Consider the following 19288-nt stretch of genomic DNA (forward strand, 5'->3'; position numbering starts at 1 on the left):
TTACCCTTTCTGTTTTTCCTGTTTCCCGGAGGGCGATAAAAAACTCTCCAGCACAATCAGTACGGCGCCGATGGTGATACCACAGTCGGCAATATTGAAGGTGGCAAAATGCCAGTCGCCGATATAGAAATCGATAAAATCGACCACAAAGCCATGGTAAGCACGATCAAACAGATTACCCAGCGCGCCGCCAATAATTAGCGCATAGGCAATGTTGTTTAGTTTCAGGCTGGCAGGGGTACGGTACATCATCACCAGCAATGCCACCGCAATAGCGATAGCGATACCAGCAAAGAACCACCGTTGCCAGCCGCCTTTATCGGCAAGAAAACTAAAGGCCGCGCCATAGTTATGTGCATAGAAAAAATTTAAAGACGGCATAACCGACATTGACTGATGCAGCATGAAATTATTCATAACCCATTGCTTGCTACCAAAATCAATAACGATCAGCACCAGCACCAGCCACAGCCAGCGCAATCCAGTTGATAATAATGGCTTACGCATCAGGCAAACTTACGCTCTTCGCCGTCACCGGCTACATTAGTGAAACAGCGACCGCAAATTTCTGCGTGCTGCGCGTTGTGGCCCACGTCGGTAGTGAAATGCCAGCAGCGTGGACATTTATCGCCTTCCGCGTTATTCAGCGCGATTTTCAGCCCCTTCAGCACGTCGCTCTGCTGAGCATCCTCGCCCGCCTGAGCATAATCCGCCACTTTCGCGCCGGAAGTCAGCAGCACAAAACGCAACTCGTTTCCAAGACCGTTGAGTTTCGCCGCAAGGTCAGCATCGGCATAGAGGGTGACGGACGCTTCCAGTGAACCCCCCAGGCGTTTATCCGCACGGGCCTGCTCAATGATTTTATTCACCTCACCACGTACTTTCAGCAACTCGGCCCAGTAGGCATCATTCATCGATTCGTTGTCAGCCAGGCCGAACAAGCCATCAAACCACTCCTCGGTAAACACATACTGCGCACGTTTTCCTGGTAAATAACCCCAGATCTCATCCGCAGTGAAAGACATGATGGGCGCCATCCAGCGCACCAGCGCTTCAACGATAAAATAGAGCGCAGTCTGGCAGCTACGACGCGCCACGCCATCAGCCTTCGCGGTGTACTGGCGGTCTTTAATGATATCCAGATAGAAGGAACCCATCTCAACCGAACAGAACTGCATCAGGCGTTGTACGACTTCATGGAAGTCGTAGTTTGCATAGGACGCCACAATATCATTCTGCGCCGCCAGAGCACGTCCCACCGCCCAACGATCCAGCACCACCATCTCTTCTGGCTTGACCATATCGGTTTCCGGATTGAAACCATTAAGGTTCGCCAGCAGGAAACGAGCGGTGTTACGGATACGACGGTAAGCATCAGCGGAACGCTTCAGGATCTCATCTGACACCGCCATTTCACCGGTATAATCAGTTGAAGCGACCCACAAACGCAGGATGTCACCGCCCAGTTTATTCATCACATCCTGCGGGCTGACGGTGTTACCAATAGACTTGGACATTTTGCGTCCTTGCCCATCCACGGTGAAGCCATGTGTTAGCACCTGGCGATAAGGCGCTTTGCCTTTCATCGCGGTTGAGATCATCAGTGATGACATAAACCAGCCGCGATGCTGATCCGAACCTTCCAGGTACATATCAGGCTCATGACCTCCAAACTCAGGACGCGCATCCACCACCGAATAGCTGGTTGAACCAGAGTCGAACCAAACATCCAGCGTATCCGGAACTTTAATATAGTTGTCAGCATCGTCGCCCATCAGCGCTTTGGCATCCAGATCCCACCATGCCTGAATTCCATCAGCTTCAACACGCTGCGCCACTTTCTCCATCAGCTCAAGCGTGTCGGGATGCAGTTGCTCAGTCTCCTTGTGTACGAACAGCGCCATAGGCACGCCCCAGGTACGCTGGCGTGAGATACACCAGTCAGGACGATTCGCCACCATGGACTCAATGCGTGCCTGGCCCCAATCCGGGATCCACTGCACACCTTTGATCTCTTTCAGTGACTGCGCGCGCAATCCTTTCTGATCCATACTGATAAACCACTGCGGTGTTGCGCGGAAGATAATCGGTGTTTTGTGACGCCAGCAGCTGGGATAACTGTGCAGCATTTTTTCAACATGCAGCAGCGCACCTTGCTCACGCAATAGTTCGACAATAATGTCATTAGCCTTAAAGACCTGCACACCATCAAGCGTAGGCCAGGTGCCTTTAATAAAGCAGCCGTCCGGTCCAACTGGATTCGCTGTTTCCAGTCCGTATTTCTGACCGATAACATAGTCATCAGGGCCGTGGCCCGGCGCAGTATGTACCGCACCGGTACCTGCTTCCAGCGTGACGTGTTCGCCCAACACAACGGGCACATCAAAACTAAGGAAGGGATGCGTGAAGCGCATCAGTTCCAGTTCGGCGCCAGTCGTGCTACCCAGCACGGTCCAGCTGTCGATACCGGCACGCTTCATTACGCTTTCAACCAGATCTTTCGCCAGAATCAGCGTCTTGCCTTCGATTTGTACCAGCTGATATTCAAATTCCGGGTGCAATGAAATCGCGCGGTTAGCCGGCATGGTCCATGGCGTGGTGGTCCAGATAACCAGCGCAACCGGGCCACTTGCGTCGCTGACGCCAAATTTAGCCTGCACTGCCGCACTATCCACCGCGTTGAACATCACATCAATTGAAGGCGATGTTTTATCGTAATATTCCACCTCTGCTTCGGCCAGCGCCGAGCGACAATCCAGGCACCAGTGCACTGGCTTCGCACCTTTATGCAAATGGCCATTGCCAATGATTTTACCCAGTGCGCGGATGATGTTGGCTTCAGTCTTGAAATCCATCGTCAAATAAGGACGATCCCAGTCGCCCAGTACGCCTAAGCGAATAAAATCTTTTTTCTGGCCTTCAACCTGCTCAGCAGCGTAGGCACGACAGGCCGCACGAAACTCTGCTGCACTGACCTTTTCGCCAGGCTTGCCGATCGTTTGCTCAACTTTGTGTTCAATCGGCAACCCATGACAGTCCCAGCCTGGCACATAAGGGGAATCAAATCCGGCCAGCCCTTTGGACTTAACAATAATGTCTTTCAGAATCTTATTAACTGAGTGACCAATATGAATACTGCCGTTCGCGTAAGGAGGGCCATCGTGCAGAATAAAGGTTTTTTTCCCTTTTTTGGCTTCGCGGATGATGCCGTACAAATTGTCATCATACCAACGCTGCAGCATACCCGGTTCGCGTTTGGCCAGATCGCCACGCATCGGGAACCCCGTTTCCGGCAAATTCAGGGTAGATTTATAGTCACTCATCAGATTCTCGGTTCCGTATGTCGGTTCTTAAACCGGTGTTTATACCTTTTGTCGCTGAAGCAAGCAGTTCGTAGCGCTCATTTAACGATATTGCTGGTCTTGGCAGCACACCGCAGGTTACTCGCCTGTTGCCTTGCTACAGCGCCAGTTACTTTGGGTGACGCCCAAAATAGTTTCGGGCTGTCACCACATCGTTCGCAATTTGCTCTTTTAACGCATCGAGCGACGCGAATCGCTGCTCGTTGCGGATCTTTTGACAGAGCACCACATCTATATGGCGTCCATACAGGTTCATTGCAACATCCAACAGATGAACCTCTAACTGCTGACGCAGCCCGGCTACGGTTGGACGTGTCCCAATATTAGCGACACCGGGCAAGGGTTTATCCCCTAACCCATGCACTTCAACGGCATATACCCCTTTAACCGGGGACATAACGCGACGCAGCGGGATATTAGCCGTTGGAAAGCCGATAGTACGCCCTAACGCATCACCATGCACCACACGGCCAGAGATGCTAAAGGGGTGTCCCAGCAATGATTCCGCCAGTTTCAAATCATCTGCTGCCAGCGCCTGCCGTACGGCCGTGCTGCTAATACGCTTGCCGCCATCACAGAAAGTTTGGGTGCTGATGACATCAAAACCATACTCATCCCCCGCTTTCTGTAATAACAGGAAATCCCCCTGACGACCAGCACCGAAGCGGAAATCATCTCCCACGGCAAGAAAGTGAACGCCGAGTTTTTTCACCAGCAGGTCAGCGATAAAACTTTGTGCACTCAGCGCGGCAAAGCGGCGATCAAAACGGACACAAAGCACGGCATCCACGCCCGCTTCCGCCAGATAGCGTATTTTTTCGCGCAGACGCGTCAGCCGTGCTGGCGCATTATCGGCCGCAAACAGCTCAAGCGGTTGAGGTTCAAACAACATCACTACGACCGGCAAGCCACGACGCTGTCCCTCTCCACAGAGGCGAGCCAGCAAGGCCTGATGACCACGATGAACACCGTCAAAGTTGCCGATGGTCAGCACGCAGCCGCGATGCTGCTCTCTGAGATTATGTATGCCGCGGATAAACTTCATGGCTGACTCAAATTTGTGGAAATCGGCGGATTATACCTTGTACAGCGGTTAAGGTTAACCCGCGATTGATGGCTTTCCGCGATTCTCAGAACGATTTCAACACCAGGATGCTCCCTGCACACTTTTTTACTCTGAATAACTCAGCTTCAGGAGGCGGCAAGCCAACGCGTCCCGGGAGCTTACAAGCAGTAAGTGACCGGGAGAGTTTGCGCAGCCAACACTGCTGTAGCGCGAAGTATGACGCTCTTTACCCTAAATAATTCGTGTTGCAGCGAGGCGGCAAGCCAACGCGTCCCGGGAGCTTACAAGCAGTAAGTGACCGGGAGAGTTTGCGCAGCCAACACTGCTGTAGCGCGAAGTATGACGCTCTTTACCCTAAATAATTCGTGTTGCAGCGAGGCGGCAAGCCAACGCGTCCCGGGAGCTTACAAGCAGTAAGTGACCGGGAGAGTTTGCGCAGCCAACACTGCTGTAGCGCGAAGTATGACGCTCTTTACCCTAAATAATTCGTGTTGCAGCGAGGCGGCAAGCCAACGCGTCCCGGGAGCTTACAAGCAGTAAGTGACCGGGAGAGTTTGCGCAGCCAACACTGCTGTAGCGCGAAGTATGACGCTCTTTACCCTAAATAATTCGTGTTGCAGCGAGGCGGCAAGCCAACGCGTCCCGGGAGCTTACAAGCAGTAAGTGACCGGGAGAGTTTGCGCAGCCAACACTGCTGTAGCGCGAAGTATGACGCTCTTTACCCTAAATAATTCGTGTTGCAGCGAGGCGGCAAGCCAACGCGTCCCGGGAGCTTACAAGCAGTAAGTGACCGGGAGAGTTTGCGCAGCCAACACTGCTGTAGCGCGAAGTATGACGCTCTTTACCCTAAATAATTCGTGTTGCAGCGAGGCGGCAAGCCAACGCGTCCCGGGAGCTTACAAGCAGTAAGTGACCGGGAGAGTTTGCGCAGCCAACACTGCTGTAGCGCGAAGTATGACGGGTAAAGACAATTTTATTGGGAAAGACTGTATTCGTGGGGTAGATGCTGGTAGAATCCTGCGCCATCACAACGTAATCAAGTGTCGTAAGAATAACGGCGCTTATTTGCACAAATCCATTGACAAACGAAGGCTAAAAAGGCATATTCCTCGGCCTTTGAATTGTCCTCAATAGAATATATTTGGGAGTTGGACCTTGGCTAATATCAAATCAGCTAAGAAACGCGCCGTAACGTCTGAGAAGCGTCGTAAGCATAACGCTAGCCGTCGTTCTATGATGCGTACTTTTATTAAGAAAGTATACGCGGCCATCGCTGTTGGCGATAAAGAAGCTGCACAAAATGCATTTAACGAAATGCAACCAATCGTGGACCGTCAGGCTGCTAAAGGTCTGATCCACAAAAACAAAGCTGCACGTCATAAAGCAAACTTGACTGCACAGATCAACAAACTGGCTTAATCGTCCGCTTGTTAATCAGCTTTGAGAAGAGCCGGCGCCTGCGCCGGTTTTTTTATGCGTGGTGTTTTATAATCGCTCGCTGTGTCTCTGTCATACGGCGTTAAAAAGCCTCTGCCAAACACGCATTGACTCCAGTAATCCAGTAAGCTCCACTTTTCCCTCATTTTCGCCTTATCGACTTCAGATGAGAGCGGCAAATCAGCATGGGCCAATTTGCCTCCTTGATTTATTTCAGTTTCATCCGCAACAAGCTGTAGCCCACGATAGCGGAAAGTATCGAGCCGGTTAAAATGCCGAGCTTAGCCAACGTCATCAATTCAGCACTCACTTCGCCATAGGCCAGCGACGCAATAAATATCGACATCGTAAAACCAATCCCACACAGTACGCCCACAGCCGAAATGCTCGAGATGCTGGCGCCCTCTGGCAACGAAGCAAACCGCAACTTAACCGCCAACCAGCAGAAGAGTGTGATACCCAATGGCTTACCGAAAAAGAGCCCAGCCATAATTCCCAGTGGCAACAGAGAAAACACGCTATGCCATGAAACACCGCTAAGAGAGACGCCGGCGTTAGCAAAAGCAAACAGCGGCAGAATCAGCCAATTGACCCAAGGATGCAGTCCATGGGCAAGCCGTTCTGCAGGTGAATGCTCATCTTTTTTCGCGAGAGGAATAAAAAAGCCGATAATCACGCCCGCCAGCGTGGCATGGACGCCCGATTTCAGCACAGCCGTCCATAATATAACGCCCACCAGCAAATAGAGCGCAGTGTTGCGCACGTTAAACAGATTAAGCAGTGCCAGCACCACAATCGCACCCAACGCGACAGCAAGGGCAATCATAGAAAGAGAATGGGTATAAAACAGAGCGATAATAATAATGGCACCAAGATCGTCAATGATCGCCAGCGCCATCAGGAATATCTTTAATGCCGCGGGTACCCGACTCCCTAGCAGAGCCAGAATCCCCAACGCAAAAGCGATGTCGGTTGCGGTCGGAATTGCCCAACCACGGCGCAAAACCTCATCTCCACTGTTGAATCCAAGGAAGATGAGAGCGGGCATCAGCATCCCACCCAAGGCAGCAATTAATGGAAACACAGCCTGCTCGCGTGTCGCCAGAGCCCCACAAACCATTTCACGTTTGACTTCAAGCCCGATAAGCAGAAAAAACAGCGCCATTAGCGCATCGTTAATCCATAGCAGTAAATTTTTATTTATCGCCAACGATCCAAAGCGGAACTCCACCGGAGTCGACAGCCATGAAAGGTAAAGCTGTTGCGTTGCGCTGTTATTCGCCAGAAACATCGCCAGCGCCGCCGCCAGAATCAGCACGACACCCGTCGTTGCTTCACTTTTTAAAAGACGGTTAATCTTCAGATTCATGCAGTTATCCTTAATTTAAGCCGCATCCATTGTAATAGATAAACCCGACTCCGTATCGGTACCGCATTCAATATCTGAATCAAAAGCAGTAAGCATGTTGTCGGTCTGAGATAAGGCAATGGTAGGGTAACAGCAATGAGAGGTGGACGGAAAATCAACGTGATGTTTCGTCTTTGGGCAGGGGAAAATAAATAAACCGGCTCCCCACAGGTATGGGAAGCCGGTATGAAAATTAACGCGTCAAATCATCAAAAAACTTTTTCACGCCGTCAAAAAAACGCTTTGAACGTGGGCTGTTTTTCTCGCCAGTGGGACCGCCAAAGCTCTCTTCCAAATCGCGTAGCAAACCTTTTTGCTTTTCATTGAGGCTCACTGGGGTCTCAACCACCACGCGACATAACAGATCGCCCTGGCTTCCTCCTCTAACGGATTTCACCCCTTTGCCACGCATGCGGAACAGCTTGCCCGTCTGTGTTTCAGCCGGGACTTTCAACTTAACGCGACCGTCCAGCGTCGGTACTTCAATCTCACCGCCCAATGCCGCCATCGCAAAGTTGATTGGTACTTCACAGTAGAGATTATTATCTTCTCGTTCAAAAATAGGGTGTTTCTTCACCTGAACCTGAACGTACAGATCGCCAGCGGGTGCACCATGTTCACCCGCTTCACCTTCACCGCTCAGACGGATACGGTCGCCGGTATCCACGCCAGCAGGGATTTTCACCGACAGCGTTTTTGATTTTTCAACCCGACCATGTCCATGACAAGCATTGCAGGGATCTTTAATCACGGAACCACGGCCGTGACAGGTGGGGCACGCCTGCTGAACCGTAAAGAACCCCTGCCGCATTTGTACCTGTCCTGCGCCGTGACAGGTTGGACAAGTTTGGGGTTTGGTACCCGCTTTCGCACCACTTCCCTCACAAACCTCACACTCTTCCAGCGTAGGAATGCGGATCTCTTTGGTCACGCCGCGCACCGCTTCTTCCAGCGAAAGCTCCATGTTGTAGCGTAAATCAGCACCGCGAGCGGCACGTTGACGACGGCCTCCGCCAAAAATATCGCCAAATACGTCGCCAAAGATATCACTGAAATCAGCACCACCGCCGCCGCCGAAGCCACCACCACCGAAACCGCCGCCGCCCATTCCGCCTTGTTCAAAAGCTGCATGACCGTACTGATCGTAAGCTGCGCGTTTCTGTGCGTCAGTCAAAATTTCGTAGGCTTCTTTTACTTCTTTAAATTTAGTTTCAGCTTCTTTATCACCCTGGTTACGGTCAGGGTGGAATTTCATCGCCAGGCGTTTGTAGGCCTTTTTGATTTCACGCTCTTCCGCGGATTTCGGAACGCCTAAAATCTCGTAATAGTCTCTTTTCGCCATTGTTTTTGTCCTGCCCTTAACATGCGTGCACGGGCGTGGAGAAACTCCGACGCCCGTGCTGGTTATCAGCGGCATGCTTTATCTGGGTGAACCCCGCCGCCGCGCCCGCTGAGGGCGATTATTTTTTGTTGTCTTTTACTTCTTCAAATTCAGCATCAACAACATCATCTTCTTTCTTATCAGACGAATCGCCCGCTTCAGCGCCTGCCTGAGCCTGCTGTGCAAACTCCATCAGTTTGCTGGAAACCTGTACCAGCGCCTGCATTTTGGCTTCGATCTCAGCTTTATCTTCGCCTTTCAGCGCGGTGTTAAGATCGTTCAGCGCAGCTTCAATTGATGCTTTATCGTCAGCTGGCAGTTTATCGCCCGCCTCATCCAGCTGCTTACGCGTGCTGTGGGACAGGTGATCCGCCTGGTTACGAACCTGCACCAGCTCTTCGAATTTACGGTCAGACTCAGCATTCGCCTCAGCGTCACGCACCATTTTATCGATCTCTTCGTCGTTAAGACCTGAAGATGCCTTAATGGTGATTTTCTGCTCTTTACCGCTGTTTTTGTCTTTCGCAGACACGTGTAAAATACCATCCGCATCAATATCGAAGGTCACTTCGATTTGCGGCATACCGCGTGGTGCACCCTGAATACCATCCAGGTTAAACTGACCCAACGATTTATTATCCGCAGCACGCTTACGCTCACCCTGAACCACATGAATGGTTACGGCGGATTGGTTATCCTCTGCGGTAGAGAATACCTGGCTGTGCTTGGTTGGAATGGTGGTATTTTTCGTGATAAGCGCCGTCATCACACCGCCCATGGTTTCGATACCCAGTGATAATGGCGTGACGTCCAGCAGCAGCACGTCTTTCACATCACCTGACAGTACGCCCCCCTGCACAGCCGCACCAACAGCAACAGCTTCATCCGGGTTAACGTCTTTACGCGGCTCTTTACCAAAGAATTCAGCGACTTTTGCCTGAACCATTGGCATACGCGTTTGACCGCCGACCAGGATCACATCGTTGATATCGGATACAGAAAGGCCCGCATCCTGCAGTGCCACTTTCAGCGGCTCAATAGAACGGATCACCAGATCTTCAACCAGTGATTCCAGTTTCGCACGCGTTACTTTGATGTTCAGGTGCTTAGGACCGGTTGCATCAGCCGTGATATAAGGCAAGTTAACATCGGTCTGCTGCGCAGAAGAGAGCTCAATTTTCGCTTTTTCTGCCGCTTCTTTCAGACGCTGCATTGCCAGCGGATCGTTATGCAGATCGATACCCTGATCTTTCTTAAACTCAGCGACCAGGTAGTTGATCATACGGCTATCGAAGTCTTCGCCGCCCAAGTGGGTGTCACCGTTGGTTGCCAATACTTCAAAGGTTTTTTCACCATCAACATCATCGATCTCGATGATGGAGATATCGAAGGTACCGCCGCCCAGGTCGTAAACCGCTATCGTACGGTTACCCACTTCTTTATCCAGGCCATAAGCCAACGCGGCTGCGGTTGGTTCATTGATGATGCGTTTTACATCCAGGCCGGCAATACGACCAGCGTCTTTAGTGGCCTGACGTTGCGCGTCATTGAAGTAAGCCGGTACGGTGATGACCGCTTCAGTAACCGGCTCCCCCAGATAATCTTCTGCCGTTTTCTTCATTTTTTTCAGCACTTCGGCAGAAACCTGCGGTGGTGCCATTTTTTGGCCTTTCACATCAAGCCATGCGTCACCGTTATCAGACGCAGTGATTTTATAAGGCATAATTTTCAGGTCGCGCTGGACTTCTTCATCCTGGAAGCGACGGCCAATTAGACGCTTGATAGCAAACAGCGTGTTCTGCGGGTTGGTCACGGCCTGGCGTTTAGCAGGTTGGCCTACCAAAATTTCACCATCTTGCGTGTAAGCAATGATCGAAGGTGTTGTACGATCGCCTTCCGCATTTTCCAGCACACGTGCTTTAGTGCCATCCATAATCGCGATACAAGAGTTGGTTGTACCCAGGTCAATACCAATAATCTTACCCATCTAAACGTCTCCCACTTAAATTCGTCGTCAATCTGGTTGTGAACTTGTTATGCGGGCAAATTGTGTTGTTTCAACCGCCAGCGCACGCTTTTTTTCAGCATCCGCAACCTTGGATGACAAGTAGATGGGGCCGCTTGCGACAGCATCAAGGGTTAAACGTAAAAAAAATTTGCTTCGTGGACGAAGAGGCAGAGACAGGCGATGCTTAAAACACCGCCTCAGGATACTGACAAGATTTATTGTTTATGTCTCAGGTTGACTAAATAACTGGGCATGTCGCTTTTTGTCACCCAACCAAATTCCCACCAGTAGCCCTACGACAGCTAATGCCAGCACATACCATGCGGGGGCCAACGGGGTCACTTTCATCATCAAGGTAACGGAAATCGGCGTTAGTCCACCGAAAATCGCATAGGCGACGTTGTAAGAAAAAGAGATCCCACTAAATCGCACCTCGGCCGGGAAAGCATGCACCATCACAAAGGGCACCACGCCAACCACGCCAACGCTTAGCCCGGCAAGAGCGTAGGTGATAAACAGATAATGTGGAGCAACGGCCACGGTATGGAAAAAAAGACCGCTGCAGATCGCCAACAGCACACTGCCGCCAGTTAACGTTTTCGCGGCGCCAATCCGATCAACGAGTAATCCAGAGAGAATACACCCCACCAGCAGCATCACGGTTGCCAGACTGTTAGCCTTAAGCGTCAACGCCGCAGCGATGCCGTATTGTTTTTGCATCAAGGCCGGTGCCATTAAAATCACGACCACAATGCAGGCAGAAAGCAGCCACGTTAGCAGCATCGAAATCACCACGCCGCGTTTATGGCTGGTTAACACTGTTTTTAGCGGTATTTCCGCGGATAACGTTTTACGCGCTTTTATCTGCTGGAATACCGGCGTTTCATGCAACCAACGGCGCAGATACATCGCCACCAACCCAAAGACACCGCCCAGCAAAAAGGGAATACGCCACCCCGTTTCCAGCAGCGTCTGCGGCGTCATGGAGGTATTAATAATGGTGGCAACCACCGAGCCAAGCAAAATACCGGCGGTCAGCCCTGCCGTTAGAGTGCCACAGGCAAAACCAACACGTTTTGCGGGCACATGCTCAGCAACAAAAACCCATGCTCCCGGGACTTCTCCCCCTATCGCCGCCCCTTGCAGCACACGCAACAACAGGAGCAACAGCGGCGCTGCGATACCAATCGAGGCGTAGGTGGGCAGCAGTCCCATGGCCAACGTGGGAAGCGCCATCAGCAAGATACTCAGGCTGAACATTTTCTTGCGGCCAACGCGGTCGCCAAAATGCGCCATGATAATACCGCCCAGCGGGCGCGCCAGATAACCCGCAGCAAAAATCGCAAAGGTTTGTAACTGACGCAGCCATTCTGGAATATCCGCAGGGAAAAAAAGCTCGCCGATCGCGGCGGCGAAGAAGATAAAGATGATAAAGTCGTAAAATTCAAGCGCCCCCCCTAAAGCAGCAAGGGAGAGCGTTTTGTAATCCTGTCGATTAAGGTGACGATCAATATGCTGTTCCATGTTTTCTCTTGAATAGCGCAGGCGAGGGAGATAAAAGTTTAGTGAGCAATGTAACGCTTTGCTTACTATACGCAAATTATCCGCCGTTGCATCCAGGAGTTACATTATCAGGAAGCAGTTTTATCGCGTCGGGCACTTTTGGGACGGAAGGCCGCAACGATCTCGTCACGCGTTTCAATGTAGGGACCATCCAATAACTGGATGCAGTAAGGCACGCTGGCAAAAATACCGTGAACGCGCGTTTTCCCCTGCTCATCCTTTAATCCTTCCAGCGTTTCGGCAATAGATTTAGGCTGGCCGGGCAGGTTGAGAACTAAAGACTGTTTACGAATCACGCCCACCTGGCGCGAAAGTATAGCCGTTGGAACGAAATTCAGGCTGATTTGCCGCATTTGTTCGCCGAATCCCGGCATTTCACGGTCAGCAACGGCTAATGTTGCATCTGGTGTCACATCACGGCGCGCCGGTCCGGTACCGCCTGTCGTCAGCACCAGGTGGCAGAACATTTCGTCCACCAGTTCGCAAATCGCCTGCTCAATCATAGGCTGTTCATCGGGAACTAGCCGTTTCTCGATCTCAAAAGGGGTGGCCAGCGCGCGGGTTAGCCAGGCCTCAAGCGCAGGCAATCCCTGATCCTGATAAATACCATTCGAGGCGCGATCGGAAACGGAAATTAACCCTATACGTAATGTGTTCATAATCTGTTCGCTGCATGCTCCCGGCAGAGAACCCGAAGGTAAAGCCGGATTTAAATGTGAAAGAGTGGATACGGCAAGGATACTACATTGAGGCGGGAAAGGTTCATAGTCAGGTGATTAAGGTGGTCATCAAGGACGAAGACAAGGCAAATACCCTACCTTCAGATGATACTGTTTTCAGCACACGACATGACCGTGGCTGAAAACAGCCACGGTCAAAGAGGGTTACAGCAGATCGGCAATCATCTTCTCAAGTTTACCCTGGTCAACCGCGAAATTGCGGATGCCCTGAGCCAGCTTGTCTACGGCCATTGGGTCCTGGTTATGCTGCCACAAGAACTCAGATTCGGTCATCTTCGCAGGACGCGCTTTAACTTCACCGGTATAAGACAGTTTGCGCTCTACCGTACCTTCGCTCTCGGCGAGCTCTTTCAGCAAGCCCGGAGAGATGGTCAAGCGATCGCAACCCGCCAGCTCAAGGATCTCACCAAGATTACGGAAGCTCGCACCCATTACCACGGTTTCATAACCATGTTGTTTGTAGTATTCGTAGATTTCAGTAACAGAAACCACGCCGGGATCTTCATGTGGCGCATACTCTTTCTTATCGGTATTCGATTTATACCAGTCAAGAATACGACCAACGAAAGGAGAAATCAGGAATACACCCGCTTCAGCACAAGCACGCGCCTGAGCAAAAGAGAACAACAGGGTCAGGTTACAGTTAATGCCTTCTTTTTCCAGCTGTTCAGCCGCGCGGATCCCCTGCCATGTCGAAGCCAGTTTGATCAAAATGCGATCGTTGCTGATGCCCGCATCATTGTAAAGTTTGATCAGGCTGTGAGCCTTCTTGATGCTGCCTTCCGTGTCGTAAGAAAGACGCGCGTCAACCTCAGTCGAAATACGGCCTGGGATCAACTTAAGGATTTCGAGACCGATATTAACCGCCAGTTTGTCGGCAGTTAATTCAATTTGCTCTGCCTTATCGCTGCTCTGATCGCGCGCCCATGCAATCGCTTCATCGATCAGTTTGCGGTATTCAGGGATTTGCGCGGCGTTAAGGATCAGGGAAGGGTTCGTGGTAGCATCCTGGGGTTTATAGAGCTGCATCGCCGCGATATCACCAGTATCGGCGACTACGGTAGTCAGCTGACGTAAAGCAGTAAGTTTGTCCGTCATGTTTTCGTTCTCATCAAGGTTAGACTATACCCTAAATAATTCAGGTTGCAGGGCAACGGCAACCCCAGCGTTCTCCGGAAGCTTATGGTTGATAAGTCACCGGAACGATTGCACGCAGCCAAAACTGTAACTTGAAATACGGCAGGTATATATCAGGGTTTAAAAAGTCTGTTGCGATAATATCACGCGCAACTTAGCGTGCAAGGGAAGCTTTGGCCGTTTCCATCGCTCAGACAAATAGTAATGATTTGCCTAACCTGCTGGCTTTTTTGCTACAGTAAGCAGATTAAAAATAGTCGGCATTCCCCTGATCTCCTCTTATTACAATGCATTGTGCGATCCCGCCATCGCAGGTACAGCAACATGCTGGGAAAGTGTCGTAAAAGCGGTCTGCCGTTTGTGTCAGGGATGCAGAAGATGAATGGCGGTTCAGACAAAGGAATACTCGATGTTGATGATTATCTCTCCGGCTAAAACGCTGGATTTTGAAAGCCCACTGGCAACAAAACAGTTCACGCAACCCGCGCTGTTAGAAAAATCACAACAGCTTATTTCCATTGCCCGCGACCTTACCCCAGCACAAATTAGCACTCTAATGCACATCAGTGACAAACTGGCACTGCTCAACGCGGAACGTTTTAACGACTGGACCCTCCCCTTTTCGCCAGACAATGCCCGCCAGGCAATATTGGCATTTAAAGGTGACGTTTATACCGGGTTACAGGCTGAGCGTTTTAGTGAGGAGGATTTCAGTTTTGCGCAGCAGCATCTGCGTATGCTTTCCGGTTTGTATGGCCTGCTGCGCCCGCTGGATTTGATGCAGCCATACCGTCTGGAAATGGGGATTAAATTATCCCATCCTGCCGGAAGCGATCTTTATAGCTTTTGGGGCGACACGCTGACGGAAATGTTGAATAAGGCGCTGACCGAACAAGGGGATGATGTCCTGCTTAACCTGGCATCCGACGAGTACTTTAAAGCAGTGAAGCCGAAGAAACTGAATGCTCGTCTGATTAAACCGGTTTTTCTGGATGAAAAAAATGGCAAATTTAAGGTGATAAGCTTTTACGCAAAAAAAGCGCGTGGCTTAATGAGTCGCTATATTATTCTAAATCGTCTGAAAGAGCCGGCGCACCTCAAAAAGTTCGATCTTGAAGGCTACGCTTATTCCGCGCAAGAGAGTACGGAAAGTGAATGGGTGTTTAAACGCCCTGAACAGCACTAATCAGTCTAAGCGCTGAATAAAGGTTCCAGATGGCGGTGAGCGACGTGCAAACCGTCATAAGTCTCACCAATAACATCTTCGTTATCATATTGATTTAAATTTTTTTTATTTTCGCTTACCGCCTGGTCCATATGAAAATCATATAACTTCATTACATGCCGAACTTTCTCCACCAGATCACTACACAATATTAATACGTCATGGAACGGAGAAAAGGAGTTGGCTATGCATCGGCAGCGTATCAATCAAACACTCAATCCGATAGAACAAAGGATTAATCGACTTATTCCACCCGCGCTGGAGAATCCTCTGCCGCCACAGGCAAAAAAGGGGTTACACGAAGCCGCATTACGCTATGGCGCCAGCAGTGCGCAAGCGTCGCTTTTCTCCGCAGAGGGACGTATAACACTTGACGCAATTACGGTAACCATGGTCTGCCTGCGTAGCGAACCGGTACCCTTCTGGTTGCTTATTGGCTATTTGCCTCCCCCCCAGGCACTACACCTTGCCGTCTGGCATCACGCCTTGCTGCGCAGTAATGAGGTGTCGATGGCGATGAATGGCAGCAGCTTCGGCATTGATCAAGCGGGCAACGCTATCTTGACCAAACCGTTATTATTTAATTCTCCAGAAGATATTGATGAACTTGCCACCTGTTTAAACGATTTTAATACATTAGCATCAAGCCTCATTGATTTACTCCTCTCTCTTAAAGCGCCCGAAGTTCACGCCAGTCCCGTCCCAACAGCCAGTGAGCAGACGGGGGAAGCCATCCAACTGGCACAGAAACAGATGCACAAAACCTGGCATAATCCCTTAATGGTGCAGCTATGTGAAGAGCTGGGCCCCGCAGCCAGACTCAGCGTACTGCATGATTTTCTCTGTGTCATTGACCTTCCTGAGCGACAAATTACCCTAATCGGTGATGGTGATGAACGTCATCTTCTGGTTGCCACGCCAGTACATCAGCGATTTAGTGAAGAAAAAATGCATGTGGGACTGCTGCGAGCTAACAGTGAATTAATGCCGCTATCGCACTGCGCCTTTTCCCTCTCCTCTGCAGGCATCAGTTTACTTTCCCGTCAGAATAGCGATGGACAGAGCTCCGCCGAGCTGGCCAGCTGGCTGGCCGACTTTGTGACGCTGGCAACAGCTTGCGATCTCCCTCCCCCCGCCGCGCCGACAAATACGAGGTAATCATTCATGAGCAACTCTGTTAATCGTTCCGAATTTATCCCGATGCCGTCGTTAAGCCTGACGCATTTACATGGGGATATAGAGAGTGGACCACTCCCTGCTCCAGCGAGTCGCGCGGCTCGGGTCGCTGGTGAGGCAGCACATCTTTTATCTCAGTTACCCAGCGGCCTCCGCACCACCGCCTCTATGACCATGAAGGGTATGGCACAGGCCGGCAACGCAACGCTCAGCGGGGCGAAAACGGCAGGAAATTCACTGGGGAAATTTGTTGGTGCACCGTTACAAAACCGCGCGTGGGGCGCAATAGCCGGCCACGCTCTACAGCAGATGATAACTTGCGGCGGCCCAACGCTACTACGTGAGGAAGCATTTATCGAGGCTTACAACCTCATGTTGCCACACCTGACACAAAAAAGTCCGGCGGCAGCGGTCACCCTCCAGATGTGCATTTCTGCCGCCAGCATCGCCGCGCATTATGCCGTGCGCGAACCGCGAATAGAGAGAGACCCGCAAGGCAATCAGGTAGCCGTGAGAGGACATTTTGGTCTGAGTCCGGAACACGCGGATGTACTACGACGTGATAAACCGCAAGAGTGGGACGCCAATGTCGAGACGCAACGCACTAACTCACAGCGGGTTACCGGCCAGCAAATTACGGCAGAGTTAATCAATACTGGATTATCGCTGGCGGGAGCAATCAGCGGCAATCATGGTTTGACCACACGCATTCTCAGCTCACAAATACGTAATACGCTGTATGCCGCCTCACGTGAGTCATTGCAGGCAAGCCTCAGCCTGACCGGCTCTTCGCAGGGTAAAGCCACATTTGGCGTTAATGATGCGCATATGTCGATCAATGCCGCCTGGTATACCGCCATGACCTTGACGATGGGGCTGATGCAGGATGCGCTTATCCATTCAGCATTGCCGAAAGGCTATTCCGTGTCCGGCCCCGAGTTACGTGACGCCGACGGGCAATTATTAAAAGGAAAAGAGTTGCATCAGTTAGGCCTGGTGGTATCCGGAGTCCGCCTGACATGTAACACGATGATTGAAACCGTCGATGCATTTCTCGGCAAGCACTACGACACTAAACAGTCAGGTGACACCCAAAAATTCTCCGCCTCACTGCCGTTAAAGGATTACGGCCGCCTGCTGGATCACTCTGTCGCACGCCTTAGCTGGAATAATTTCGCTAACGGCACCACGCTGGCCGCGCAGCAAATTGCAAGTCGTATAACAGACGGACATGTTCCCTCCGCCCTGCAAAGCTTATTGGGCAATGCCGGCAGCGCCGCCGCATTCGGTTTGACATATAAGATGGTCAACCAAACTTATCAGTCCCATGCAAAAGTACGTGCTGCCGTTGAGCAAGATGCGAAACAACAATCATTTATTGATATGGAATCCCGAGCATGAGCTGAACCCGCGTATAAATGAGTCATCTGCCTCCTCGCACCATTGACGGCGCCTGGGAGGAGAGAAATCCCCGCCGAAGCTGGCGGGGATGAGAGGCTTACTGATTCAGTAAAAACGCGCGCAGACTGGCAAATTCAGGCTGCATATAATGCGACAGCAGCGGCAACTCAGCGCGTTCCGCCAACGCATCAGGCAACGGCAGTGTCTGTTCCAGAATCTCTTCCACGCTCTCTTTGAACTTCGCCGGATGCGCCGTTCCCAGGAATAAACCAAACTCACCATCCTGTAGTTGATCGCGTAACAGACGATACGCAATCGCGGCATGCGGCTCAGAGATATACCCCAGTTCGGCCAATTCACGCATTGAAGCCCGAGTGGTTTCATCATCTACGGCACCATATCCTAACTCATTGAGACGCCAGGTTTTGCGACGAAACAGTTCTTCCACACGCGGCCAGTTGTTCGGCTGGCTGACATCCATCGCATTTGACAATGTTGATACCGTCGCATGCGGCTGCCATTCACCGTTAACCAGAAAGCGTGGAACCGTATCGTTAGCATTGGTCGCTGCGATGAAACGCTTCACGGGTAAGCCAAGGGACTTCGCCAGCAGCCCAGCCGTTAAGTCACCGAAGTTTCCGCTGGGCACGGAAACCACGAGTTGGTTACGCTTCTCCTGCGGCAATTGTGCAACAGCTTCAAAGTAGTAGCAGATTTGTGCCAGCAGACGGCTGATATTGATTGAGTTAGCGGAGTTAAGGCCAATCGCCTGTTTTAATACTTCATCGTCAAACGCTTGTTTTACCAACGCCTGACAGGCATCGAAATCCCCTTCGACCGCGATCGTTTCAATATTGCCGCCCAGCGTACAGAATAATTTCTCCTGCAGCGGGCTGATTTTCCCCTGAGGGTAGAGGATAACCACCCGCACATTTTCCATGCCATAAAATGCGTGAGCAACCGCAGCACCGGTATCGCCGGAGGTGGCCGTCAATATAGTGACCTTCTCGTCCGCACCGCTGATATAAGAGAGCATTTGCGCCATAAAACGGCCGCCAAAGTCCTTAAACGCCAGCGTAGGACCATGAAACAGCTCCAGCGCCGCGATATCTTCCGCCACGTTAACTACCGGTGCTGGAAAAGCAAAAGCCTGCTTCACACGCGCCTGCAACTGATGCGGTTCAATTTCGTCACCGATAAACGCAGAGAGGATTTTGCTGCTGCGCGTCACGAAATCCATCTCCAGCATTTCGTCAATATCAGTCAGTTCGAACTCTGGCAGCTCAAGTGGAAAAAACAGCCCCTGTTGCTTGCCCAGTCCCTGCTTTACCGCTTGGGCAAAGCTGACCTGCTCGTTGTGATCTTTCAGGTTATACAGTTTCAT

Annotated in this window: 14 protein-coding genes; 4 read left to right on the forward strand and 10 right to left on the reverse strand. The window is 51.2% G+C overall.

Annotated features, from left to right (window positions below):
* From lspA to ribF, 3 genes are all read right to left on the reverse strand, one after another.
* Window positions 1-507, reverse strand: coding sequence for a signal peptidase II (lspA, locus tag J1C60_RS14810; protein ID WP_164877321.1), 507 nt, complete (start codon window positions 505-507; stop codon window positions 1-3).
* Window positions 507-3323, reverse strand: coding sequence for an isoleucine--tRNA ligase (ileS, locus tag J1C60_RS14815; protein ID WP_128179587.1), 2817 nt, complete (start codon window positions 3321-3323; stop codon window positions 507-509). The genes lspA and ileS overlap by 1 nt, the downstream gene beginning before the upstream one ends.
* A 148-nt stretch (window positions 3324-3471) precedes the next feature.
* Window positions 3472-4407, reverse strand: a complete 936-nt coding sequence (gene ribF, locus J1C60_RS14820) for a bifunctional riboflavin kinase/FAD synthetase (protein WP_128179588.1) — start codon at window positions 4405-4407, stop codon at window positions 3472-3474.
* Between the two features lie 1176 nt (window positions 4408-5583).
* On the opposite strand from ribF, the gene rpsT reads away from it, so the two are divergent.
* On the forward strand, window positions 5584-5847 hold the full coding sequence (gene rpsT, locus J1C60_RS14825; protein ID WP_128178949.1) for a 30S ribosomal protein S20: 264 nt from the start codon (window positions 5584-5586) through the stop codon (window positions 5845-5847).
* Between the two features lie 226 nt (window positions 5848-6073).
* On the opposite strand, the gene nhaA is transcribed toward rpsT, so the two are convergent.
* From nhaA to tal, 6 genes are all read right to left on the reverse strand, one after another.
* Window positions 6074-7234, reverse strand: coding sequence for a Na+/H+ antiporter NhaA (gene nhaA / locus J1C60_RS14830; protein WP_128178950.1), 1161 nt, complete (start codon window positions 7232-7234; stop codon window positions 6074-6076).
* Window positions 7235-7466: 232 nt separating this feature from the next.
* Window positions 7467-8615 carry a molecular chaperone DnaJ gene (gene dnaJ, locus J1C60_RS14835; protein WP_128178951.1) on the reverse strand — a complete coding sequence of 383 codons (1149 nt, stop codon included), beginning with the start codon at window positions 8613-8615 and terminating at the stop codon, window positions 7467-7469.
* A gap of 118 nt (window positions 8616-8733) precedes the next feature.
* The gene (gene dnaK / locus J1C60_RS14840) at window positions 8734-10641 is read right to left on the reverse strand and encodes a molecular chaperone DnaK (protein ID WP_128178952.1); all 1908 of its coding nucleotides are present in this window, start codon (window positions 10639-10641) and stop codon (window positions 8734-8736) included.
* Window positions 10642-10884: 243 nt separating this feature from the next.
* Window positions 10885-12186 (reverse strand): MFS transporter, encoded by a 1302-nt coding sequence (locus J1C60_RS14845; RefSeq protein WP_128178953.1) that lies wholly within the window; start codon window positions 12184-12186, stop codon window positions 10885-10887.
* Window positions 12187-12293: 107 nt separating this feature from the next.
* The gene (gene mog, locus J1C60_RS14850; protein WP_128178954.1) at window positions 12294-12884 is read right to left on the reverse strand and encodes a molybdopterin adenylyltransferase; all 591 of its coding nucleotides are present in this window, start codon (window positions 12882-12884) and stop codon (window positions 12294-12296) included.
* Window positions 12885-13109: 225 nt separating this feature from the next.
* Entirely contained in the window at window positions 13110-14063 is a 954-nt protein-coding gene (gene tal / locus J1C60_RS14855) for a transaldolase (RefSeq protein ID WP_128178955.1), read from the reverse strand.
* Between the two features lie 448 nt (window positions 14064-14511).
* Here tal and yaaA point away from each other — a divergent pair, with 448 nt between their 5' ends.
* The 3 genes from yaaA (at window position 14512) to J1C60_RS14870 (ending at window position 17904) form a co-directional block, all read left to right on the forward strand.
* Window positions 14512-15288, forward strand: coding sequence for a peroxide stress protein YaaA (yaaA, locus tag J1C60_RS14860; protein ID WP_128178956.1), 777 nt, complete (start codon window positions 14512-14514; stop codon window positions 15286-15288).
* A gap of 225 nt (window positions 15289-15513) precedes the next feature.
* The gene (locus tag J1C60_RS14865; protein ID WP_128178957.1) at window positions 15514-16485 is read left to right on the forward strand and encodes a hypothetical protein; all 972 of its coding nucleotides are present in this window, start codon (window positions 15514-15516) and stop codon (window positions 16483-16485) included.
* 6 nt (window positions 16486-16491) lie between these two features.
* The gene (locus tag J1C60_RS14870; protein WP_128178958.1) at window positions 16492-17904 is read left to right on the forward strand and encodes a hypothetical protein; all 1413 of its coding nucleotides are present in this window, start codon (window positions 16492-16494) and stop codon (window positions 17902-17904) included.
* A 97-nt stretch (window positions 17905-18001) separates the two neighbouring features.
* Here J1C60_RS14870 and thrC read toward each other — a convergent pair whose 3' ends face one another.
* Window positions 18002-19288: a threonine synthase gene (gene thrC, locus J1C60_RS14875; protein WP_128178959.1), complete on the reverse strand. Its 1287-nt coding sequence runs from the start codon at window positions 19286-19288 to the stop codon at window positions 18002-18004.

Source organism: [Pantoea] beijingensis (genome assembly GCF_022647505.1).
Lineage (GTDB): Bacteria > Pseudomonadota > Gammaproteobacteria > Enterobacterales > Enterobacteriaceae > Erwinia > Erwinia beijingensis.